The sequence below is a fragment of the Actinospineispora spinosispora DSM 44797 genome, from assembly GCF_000429025.1.
In the GTDB taxonomy this organism is placed as follows: Bacteria; Actinomycetota; Actinomycetes; order Mycobacteriales; family Pseudonocardiaceae; genus Pseudonocardia; species Pseudonocardia spinosispora.
Genome location: NZ_AUBB01000020.1, coordinates 173233 through 183567 on the forward strand (window position 1 = coordinate 173233; position 10335 = coordinate 183567).

1 protein-coding gene is annotated in these 10335 nt (G+C 74.3%); it reads right to left on the bottom strand.

What is annotated here, in order from left to right; translation table 11 throughout:
* Positions 1-11 precede the first annotated feature (11 nt).
* Entirely contained in the window at positions 12-10313 is a 10302-nt protein-coding gene (locus G406_RS58720; protein ID WP_425414574.1) for a type I polyketide synthase, read from the bottom strand.
* Positions 10314-10335: the final 22 nt, after the last annotated feature.

Sequence of the window (10335 nt, forward strand, 5' to 3'; positions counted from 1 at the left end):
CGATCAGCAGGTCAGTTGGTCTGCGGCGCCGACGGCGGAAGCCCGAGTTCCTGGTCAAGGAAACTGAAGACGTCGTCGGGCGTGGCCGAGTGGAACTGGATACCGGTGTCGTCAGGTCTGTTGGCCTGATGCATGTCGATCCAGTTCGAGAGCATTCCTCGCAGCAGCTTGGTGACCTCGTCGCGCGTCTCGAGGTCCGCGGTCGCCGAGGAGAGCGTGGACCGCAGCCGGTCGATCTCGGCGATGATCGACGGCTCCCCGGTGTCCTCGTCCGGGCTCATCACGGTCCGCACGTGGCCGGCCAGTTCCTCCGGTGTCGGATAGTCGAAGATCAACGTGGCGGGGAGGGTCAACCCGGTCGCCGTGTTCAGCCGGTTGCGCAGTTCCACGGCGGTGAGCGAGTCGAACCCCAGGTCCTTGAAGGCCCGGTCGGCCTCCACGTCGTCCGTCGAGGCATACCCGAGGACGGCGGCGGCCTCGGCTCGGACCAGCTCCGTCAGCATCCGCTCCCGCTCGACGCGGGACAACCCGTTCAACTGCCGCACGAGCGCGGCGCCGCCTCCGGCAGCGTCGTCGCGGCCCTCGGCCGAGTCCCCGGCCATGGCCCGCCTCACCTCGGGCAGATCTCCGATCAGGGCACTCCCTCGGTGCAGCATGAACACCGGCGCGAATCGGGCCCAGTCCAGGTCGGCGACCGTCTCCGTCGCCGTGTCGCCGGACACGCTGTCGGCGGCAGCGGTGTCGACGATGTCGGCCAGTGTCCGGATGGCCAGGTCGGGATCCATCTCGCGAAGGCCCAGCCGCTGGAGCTGGGCCCCGCCCTCGCCGTGCCCCATCCCGCCGCCACCCCACAGGCCCCAGGAGACCGAGGTCCCCGCAAGGCCTCGGCCCCGCCGGTTCTCGGCCAGTCCGTCGAGGTACGCATTGGCCGCGGCGTACCCGGCCTGCAGGCCACTGCCCCAGGCCGCGGCGCCAGAGGAGAACAGGACGAAAGCGGCCAGATTCCGGTCTGCCGTGAGCTCGTCCAGGTTCGCCGCCCCGGCCACCTTGGCCGTGGCAACCTCGGCCAGCCCGTCGACGGTGAGGTCGTCGAGCGGGATCGTCTGGCCGGTCCCGGCGACGTGGAAGACGGCGGACAGGGTCGGCCCGGACCGCTCGATCCGCGCCAACAGCTCAGCGGTCGGCGCCCGCTCGGCGGTGTCGCAGGCGATCATGTCCACTGCGGCCCCGGCCTCCGCCAGCCGGGCGGCCAGTGCGGCCGACCCGGTCGCGGCCGGCCCGGAGCGGCTGGACAGGACGATCCGAGGCGCCCTACGGCCGGCCAGCCAACCGGCCACCCGGCCGCCGATGGCTCCGGTGCCACCGGTCACCAGGACCGTGCCCGGCGGCACCCAGTGCGGCGCCGGAGCGGTCCGGGGAGCCCGGACCAGGCGGCGGCCATAGTGTCCGCTTCCCCGGATGGCCACCTGGTCCTCGACGGCACCGGCGCGGCCACCACCGGCGAGTAGCCCGACGAGCCGGTCCGTGGCCGGCCGGTCCAGCTCGGCGGGCAGGTCGATCAGGCCGCCCCACCGGTCGGGATGTTCCAGGCCGGCCACCCGGCCGAGCCCCCACACCGGTGTCTGGCCGGGTGCGGTGAGCAGCTCAGCGGGTTCGACAGCCACGGCACCCCTGGTCAGTGCCCACAACGGTGCCCCGATCCCCTGGTCGCCCAGCGCCTGGATCAGCCGGAGGGTGCCGGCCAGCCCGGCGGCGACCGCCGGCGCCCCGGGCAGCGGTGTCTCGTCGAGGGCCAGCAGGGAGACGATCCCCGCCGGCGCCAGGTCCGGATCGAGTCGGGAAGCCAGCTCCGCGCGAGTCTCGTCCGGTACGGCCTCGACGAGCACGACGTCGGCGCCAGCCTCGCTCAGCGCCCTGCGACACGTGACCGCGAAGTTCCGCTCGGCAGCGGTGGCGACCAACAGCCAGGTCCCGGCCAGCGGCACCGGCTCGGGGTCGGGCAGGGCGCGCCACGACGTCCGGTACCGCCAGCCGGACGTGACCGTGGCGCCGCGTTCGCGCCGTCGCCATGAGGCCAACGCGGGCAGGACCTCACGCAGCGGCTTGTCGGCGTCGACCGCGAGCGCCTCGGTCAGGCCGGCCAGGTCGTCGTGCTCGACAGCGGCCCAGAACCGGGTCTCGACGGGGTCGGCGGTAGCGGGTGTCGGCACCGATTCCAGCCAGAATCTCTGGTGCTGGAAGACGTACGTGGGGAGGTCGACGCGTTCGCGGGCCGGGAGGACGGCGGCCCAGTCGACCGGCACGCCGTGGACGTGGAGCTCGGCGAGGGAGGCCAGCAGCCGGTTCGGGCCGCCGTCGTCGCGCCGCAGTGTCCCGGTGAGCACCGGAGTCCGGCGAAGGCTCCGGGGCCGGTCGGCGCCAGGTTGCGCCGGGCCGTCGTCAGCTCCGGTGTTCTCGAGCGTCGCACCGATCGCGGTCACGAGCACCGGATGCGGCGAGGTCTCGACGAACACCTCGTACCCGGCTCGGTCCAACGTCCCGATCGCCCGGGTGAACCGGACGGTCGAGCGCAGGCTCGTGTACCAGTATCCGGCGTCCAGCTCCGGTCCCTCGAGGAACTCACCGGTCATCCCCGAGACGATCGGGATCGACGCCGGCCTCGGCGTGATCCCGTCCGCCGCCGCCAGCACGGCGTCCCGGATCGCCTCCACCTGCGGCCCGTGCGGCGCATAGTCCATCGGCACGAACCGGGCCCGTACCCCGTCACGCTCACACTCGGCGGACAGCGACCGCAGGGCGTCCACCGCACCGGAGACGGTGACCGCCTCGGGGCCGTTGACCGTCGCGACCGACAGCCGACCGCCCCCGGCCCGCAACCGCGCCTCCACAGCTTCCAGCGGGGCGGCGACCGACAGCACCCCGCCCCGGCCCGCGATCGCACGCATCGCCTGGGCCCGGCGGGCCACCACCTGGGCACCGTCCGAGAGCGACAGCACGCCGGCCACACACGCCGCCGCGATCTCTCCCTGGCTGTGCCCGACCACGGCGTCCGGCCGCACCCCGGCTGCTTGCCACACCGCCGCCAGCGACACCATCACCGCCCACAACGCCGGGTGGACCACGTCGATCCGCTCCAGCCCGGGCGCACCAGGAGCGCCGGCCAGCACCTCGGCCAGCTCCCAGTCGACGAAGGGGGACAGTGCGTCGGCGCACTCGGCCAACCGCGCCGCGAACACCGGGCTGGACGCGGCCAGGTCCCGCCCCATCCCCAGCCACTGCCCACCCTGACCCGGGAACACGAACACCACCCGGCCACCTCCGGCCGAGGCGCCTCCCCGAACCACACCCGCGGCCGGCCGACCGGCGGCCAGGGCCGAGAGTCCGGCGAGCAGCTCGTCACGGTCCCGGCCGAGCAGCACCGCCCGGTGTTCGAAGGACGAGCGGGTGGTGGCCAGCGACCAGGCCACGTCCGCGACCCCCAGCTCGGGACGGGCCCCGACGAACTCGGCCAGCCGACCCGCCTGCGCGGCCAGCGCCGGTCCCCCTCGGGCGGACACCGGCCACGCGCCGACCGTCCCGGTCAGCACCGGCTCCGGACGGGACCGCGCGGGAGTCTCCTCGACGGCGGGCGGTTCCTCGAGGATGACGTGAGCATTGGTTCCGCTGATGCCGAACGAGGACACCCCGGCCCGGCGGACCCGGCCGTTCACCGGCCACGGCCTGGCCTCGGCCAGGAGCTGGACGTGCCCGGCCGACCAGTCGATGTTGGTCGCCGGCCGGTCGGCGTACCGGCTCAACGGCAGCTGCTGGTGGCGCAGCGCCAGAACCATCTTCATCACCCCGGCCGCCCCCGCCGCGGCCTGTGTATGACCCAGGTTCGACTTCACCGAACCGACCCACAGCGGCCGGTCACCCGGCCGGTCCTGGCCGTAGGTCGCCAGCAGCGCCTGGGCCTCGATCGGATCCCCCAGCTCGGTCCCGGTCCCGTGCGCCTCCACCACGTCGACATCGCCGGCCGACAGCCCCGCGGTGTTCAGCGCCGCCCGGATCACCCGTTGCTGCGACGGACCGTTCGGCGCCGTCAAGCCGTTCGAGGCGCCGTCCTGGTTGACCGCGCTCCCGGCCACCACCGCCAGCACCGGATGCCCGTTGCGACGCGCATCCGACAGCCGCTCCAGCAGGAGCATCCCGGCGCCCTCGGCCATGCCCATCCCGTCGGCCGAGTCCGAGAACGCCTTGCACCGCCCGTCCCTCGCCAGGCCGCGCTGCCGGGACAACCCGACCAGCCCGGCCGGCGTCGCCATGATCGTCACGCCGCCCGCGAGGGCCAACGAGCACTCCCCGGCGCGCAGTGCCGAGGCGGCCAGGTGCACCGCCACCAGCGAGGACGAGCAGGCGGTGTCGATCGTGACCGCCGGGCCCTCCAGGCCGAGCGTGTAGGAGACCCGTCCGGCGATCACGCTGGTCGCGCCACCGGTGATCAGGTGTCCTTCCGCGCCGGCCGGGCTGAAGAGCCCGTATCCCCAGGTGGTGCCACCGGCATACACCCCGGTCGCCGAGCCGCGCAGGGTCATCGGGTCGATCCCGGCCCGTTCCAGCGCCTCCCAGGAGATCTCCAGCAGCAGCCGCTGCTGCGGGTCCATCGCGAGCGCCTCGCGGGGGCTGATCCCGAAGAAGCCTGGGTCGAACTCGGCCGCGTCGTGGACGAACCCGCCTGCTCGGGAGTAGAAGGCGCCGGCCCGGTCGGGATCGGGGTCGTAGAGGCCGTCGATGTCCCAACCCCGGTCGAGCGGCAGCGGGGTGACCGCGTCGCCACCGGCGGTCAGCAGGTCCCACAACGAGTCCGGGTCGGCGACCCCGCCGGGCAGGCGGCAGGCCATCCCCACGATCGCGATCGGCTCACCGGCCCGCACCTCGGCCGCGGCCGTCGGCTTGGCGGCCCGCTGGCCGAGCAGCTGCTCAGCCAGCTGACCGGCCAGCACGGCGGCCGTCGGGTAGTCGAAGACCAGCGTGGCCGGCAACCGCAGTCCGGTCACGGCACTCAGCCGGTTGCGCAGCTCGACGGCCGTCAACGAGTCGAAACCGAGGTCGGTGAAGGCTCGGTTCAGCTCGACCGCGCCGGCCGAGGCGTGCCCCAGTACAGCGGCGACGTGGACCCGCACGAGGTCGGTCAGCACGCGGCCGCGCTCGGCCTCGGACACCCCGGCCAGCTGCCGGCGCAGCGCGTCGCCGCCGGCCTCCCGCGCCTCTGCCGATACCGTGGCCAGCCGGGCCGGCCCGACCAGTCCTGCCAACAGCACCGGCAGATCGACGCCTTGGCGGGCTTGGGCGCGCAGCCGGGCCACGTCGACCCGCACCGGCATCAGGACCGCTTCGTCCCGGCCCAGAGCCAGGTCGAGCAGCGCGAGGCCCTCGTCAGCGGACAGCTCGCCGGCACCGGTACCGGTGACCCGGTCGAGCAGCCCCTTGCTCAGGTTGCGGCCGATGCCCTCACTGGCCAGCCACGCTCCCCAGGCCAGTGAGACCGCGGCTTGGCCCGCGGCGCGGCGGCGCTCGGCCAACCCGTCGAGGAAGGCGTTGCCTGCCGCGTAGTTGCCCTGCCCGGCCGCGCCGAAGGTCGCCGACGCCGAGGAGAAGAGGACGAACAGGTCCAGGTCGAGGCACTGGGTCAGCTCGTGCAGCGCCCAGGCCGCGTCGGCCTTTGGCCGCAGCACGGCGTCGACACGTTCGGCGGTGAGTGAGCCGATGACGCCGTCGTCGACGACCCCGGCGGTGTGCACGACGCCGGACAGGGACGTTCCGGCGAGCAGGGACGTTCCGGCGAGCAGCGCGGCCAGGGTCGGCCGGTCTCCTGCGTCCCCGGCCACCACCGTCACGCCGGCCCCGGCGGCGGCGATGTCCGCGGCCAGTGCCGCGGCTCCGGCGGCGGCCGGACCGGAGCGGCTCAGCAGGATCAGGTGGCCGGCCCGGCCGGTCACGGCCAGATGCCGCGCGGTGAGACCACCCAGCTTCCCGGTACCTCCGGTGACCAGGACCGCACCGGGGCGACGGGACGGCGCCAGGGGGTCGGCCGGGGCCGCCACGGTCGGCGGGCGGGTCAGCCGACGCCCGTAGGCCCGGCCCCCGCGAAGCGCGAGCTCAGGCTCCCCACTGCCCAGCGCGGCCGCCAGTGTCCCGCCCGAGACTTCGGCGTCGCTGTGGGCCGGCAGGTCGACCAGGACCAGCTGGCCCGGATTCTCCGTCTGTGCGGAGCGGAGCAGGCCCCGGGCGGCGGCGGCACCCAGATCGGCCACTCCGTCCTCGGGCCGGGTCGCCACCGCGCCGAGGGTGACGATGGCCAGTCGAGCTGGCAGGTCCAGCGCCAGCCACTGCCGCACCAGTTCCAGCGCCTGCCCGGTGACCTGCCGGGCGGATCGTGCCTCGTCCGTCCCGGACCGGTCGTGCGATGCCGTCCCGATGGCGGCCAGCACCAGCTCCGGCGCCGGGTCACCGGCATCGATCGCGGCCGCCAGCCCGGCCGGATCGGGGTAGCCACGCACCGCGACACCGGTTGCGCCGAGGGCCTCGGTCAGCGCCAGCCGATCGGGACCGAGGACCGCCCAAGGCCCACCGGGTGCGGGTGCCGAGTCCGGGACGGGGATCCATTCGATGCTGAACAGGGACTGGCGCAGCGCGCCACCGGCCGCGTCCGCGTCCGCGACCGGGCGGAATGCCCACGAATCGACCGACACCACAACCGCACCGGTCGCATCCGCCGCGACCAGCGACAACGCCCCGCCCGGCAACTGTCGCAGCCGGACCCGCAGCACCGAGGCACCCACCGCGTAGCACGACATCCCGGACCAGGAGAACGGCATCTGCACGGCATCGGCACCGACCGTCGGCACCGCCAGCCAGAGTGCGTGCGACGCGGCGGTCAGCAGGGCCGGGTGCAGGCCGAAGTCACCGGCGTCGCCCGCGATCGGCTCGGGGAGGGCGACCTCGGCGAAGATGTCGTCCGCGCGGCGCCAGACCGCCCGCAGTCCCTGGAAGGCGGGCCCGAACCCGGCGGCCGCGGCGAGGTCCCGGTACTCGCCGTCCACCGGTACCGAGGCGGCACCGGTCGGCGGCCAGACGGCGAAGTCGTCGTCGACGAGGTCGGCCGGCGGTCCTGCCGCGGTGAGCCGCCCGGTGGCGTGCCGGGTCCACCCGATGCCGGCGTCCGCCGGCCGAGCGAAGATCTCGACCGTCCGGCGCCCGTCGCTGTCGGCGCCACCCACGGTGACCTGGACCTGGACCGCATCGTGCGCGGAGAGCACCAGGGGCTCGGCCATGGTCAGCTCGTCGATCCGGGTGCAGTCCACCCGGGCTCCGGCGACGGCCGCGAGCTCCGCGAAACCGGTCCCGGGGAAGAAGACGGTGCCGCCCATCTCGTGGTCGGCCAGCCAGGGATGGGACCGGAGCGAGAGCCGCCCGGTGAACACGAGTGCGTCACCGTCGGCCAGCTCGATCGCGGCGCCGAGCAAGGGGTGCCCGACCGGTCCCAGACCGGCCGAGGCGACGTCGGCTCGGGTGGCGGTGTCGGGCCAGTACCGCTGACGCTGGAAGGGGTAGGTGGGCAGAGCGAGACCCCGGCCGGCAGGCAGGACCGAGGGCCAGTCGACGGGGACACCGTGCACGTGGACCTCGGCCAGGGAGGCGAGCAACCGGCGCGGACCACCGTCGTCCCGGCGCAATGTCCCGGTCACGACCGGCTCCGGTGCGGACCGTCCTTCGACGCCGTCAAGGGTGGCCGCGATCGCCGAGGTCAGCACCGGATGCGGCGAGACCTCGACGAACACCCCGTACCCGTCGCGCCCGAGCCGCTCGACACCCCGGCTGAACCGAACCGTCGACCGCAGGCTGGCATACCAGTAGCCCGCGTCCAGGTCGGCGCCGTCGAGGTAGTCACCGGTCATGCCCGACACCACCGGGATCGCCGAGTGGCCGGGGACGATCCCCTCGACCGCGGCCAGCACCGCATCGCGGATGCTCTCCACCTGCACGCCGTGCGGCGCGTAGTCCATCGGCACGAACCGGGTCCGGACCCCGTCCCGCTCGCACTCGGCCGCCAACGTCCGTAGCGCCTCCACCGCACCCGACACCGTGACCGCCTCGGGACCGTTGACGGTCGCCACGTCCACCCGACCGTCCCCGGTGCGCAGCCGGGCTTCCACCGCGCCCAGCGGCGCCGCGATAGAGAGCACCCCACCCTCACCGGCGATGGCGAGCATCGCCTGACCGCGACGGGCGACGACCCGCGCGCCGTCCGCGAGCGACAGGGCACCCGCCACGCACGCCGCCGCGATCTCACCCTGGCTGTGCCCGATCACCGCGTCCGGCCGCACCCCGGCGGCCTGCCACACCGCCGCCAGCGACACCATCACCGCCCACAGCACCGGGTGCACCACATCCAGCCGTTCCAGGCCCGGTGCACCCGGGCCCCCGGCCAACACCTCGTCCAGGTCCCAGTCCACGAACGGCTTCAACGCCAGCCCGCACTCGGCCAACCGGGCCGCGAACACCGGCGACGCCGCCGCCAGCTCCCGGCCCATGCCCACCCACTGACTTCCCTGGCCAGGGAACACGAACACCACGAGCCCCGTGTCGCCGCCGGGCGGGACTGTGCCGCTGACCAGGCCCGCCGCCGGCTGGCCCTCGGCCACGGCGGACAGTCCCTCGGTGAGCTCGTGCCGGTGCTCACCGACCAGCACCGCGCGCCGTTCGAACGCCGACCGGGTGGTGGCCAGTGACCAGCCCACGTCCTTCGGGTCGAGGGGTTCCCCGGTGCGGGTCAGCTCCCCGAGCCGCTCGGCCTGGGCCGCAAGGCCGGTGGCGTCCCGCGCCGAGACCAGCCAGGCGGTGGCGGGGCCGGTCAACAGCCGAAGGCCGGCGTCGGCCGGGTGCTCGGGGTCGGTGCCGGACGGTTCGGCGTGGGGCGCCTCCTCGAGGATCACGTGGGCGTTGGTTCCGCTGATCCCGAACGAGGACACCCCGGCCCGCCGAGGCTGCCCGTTGGCCGGCCACGGCGTCGCCTCGGTGAGCAGCCGTACCTGCCCGCCGGACCAGTCGATGTGCGGCGACGGCTCGGCGGCGTGCAGGGTCGGTGGGAGCAGGCGGTTGCGGAGGGCGAGCACCACCTTGATCACCCCGGCCGCGCCTGCCGCGGCCTGGGTGTGGCCGAAGTTGGACTTCACCGAACCCAGCCACAGCGGCCGATCTACCGGACGGTCCTGCCCGTAGGTCGCCAAGAGCGCCTGGGCCTCGATCGGGTCGCCCAGCTTCGTACCGGTCCCGTGCGCCTCCACCACGTCGATATCGCCGGCCGACAACCGCGCGGCGGCCAGCGCTGCCCGGATCACCCGCTGCTGCGACGGACCGTTCGGCGCGGTCAGCCCGTTCGAGGCACCGTCGGAGTTCACCGCGCTCCCGGCCAGGACCGCCAGCACCGGATGCCCGTTGCGGCGCGCATCGGAGAGCCGCTCCAGGACCAGCACACCCGCGCCCTCGGCCCAGCCCATCCCGTCAGCGGCCGCCGAGAACGCCTTGCAGCGCCCGTCCGAGGCCAGTCCGTCCAGGCGGGAGACCTCCGAGAACGCCGAAGGCACGGCCATCACGGTCACCCCGCCCGCCAGGGCCAGCGTGCATTCCCCCGACCGCAGCGCCTGAGCGGCCAGATGCAGCGCGACCAGCGACGACGAGCACGCGGTGTCCACGGTCACCGCGGGCCCTTCCAGGCCGAGCGCATACGCGACCCGGCCCGAGATGACGCTGGCGGCCGTCCCGGTCAGCTGGTAGATGCCCGCCCCCGCTGCCGCGCCGGCCGGGTACCCGGAGAAGGTCGCGCCCGCGAAGACACCGGTGGACGACTCCCGTAGTGATCTCGGGTCGATGCCCGCGCGTTCCAACGCCTCCCAGGAGGTCTCCAGCAGCAGCCGCTGCTGGGGGTCGGTCGCCAGTGCCTCGCGCGGGCTGATCCCGAAGAACCCGGCATCGAACTCGGCCGCGCCGTGCACGAAGCCGCCCCGGCACATCGCCGAGTCGGGATCGATCTCGACGTCGGGTGCCCAGCCACGGTCGGCGGGGAGCCCGGAGGTGGCGTCCCTGCCTTCGGCCAGCAGCCGCCACATGCTCTCCGGGCTGTCGGCACCGCCGGGGAACCGGCAGCCCATCCCGACGATCGCGACGGTCTCCTGCTCCCCGGCCTCGAGCTTGCGCAGGCGTTCCCGGGTCTCGTACAGCTCGGCCGACACCCGCTTCAGGTAGGCCAGCAGCTTGTCGCTCTCTACCATCAGAGTTCTCCCTCGGGAACGGCCC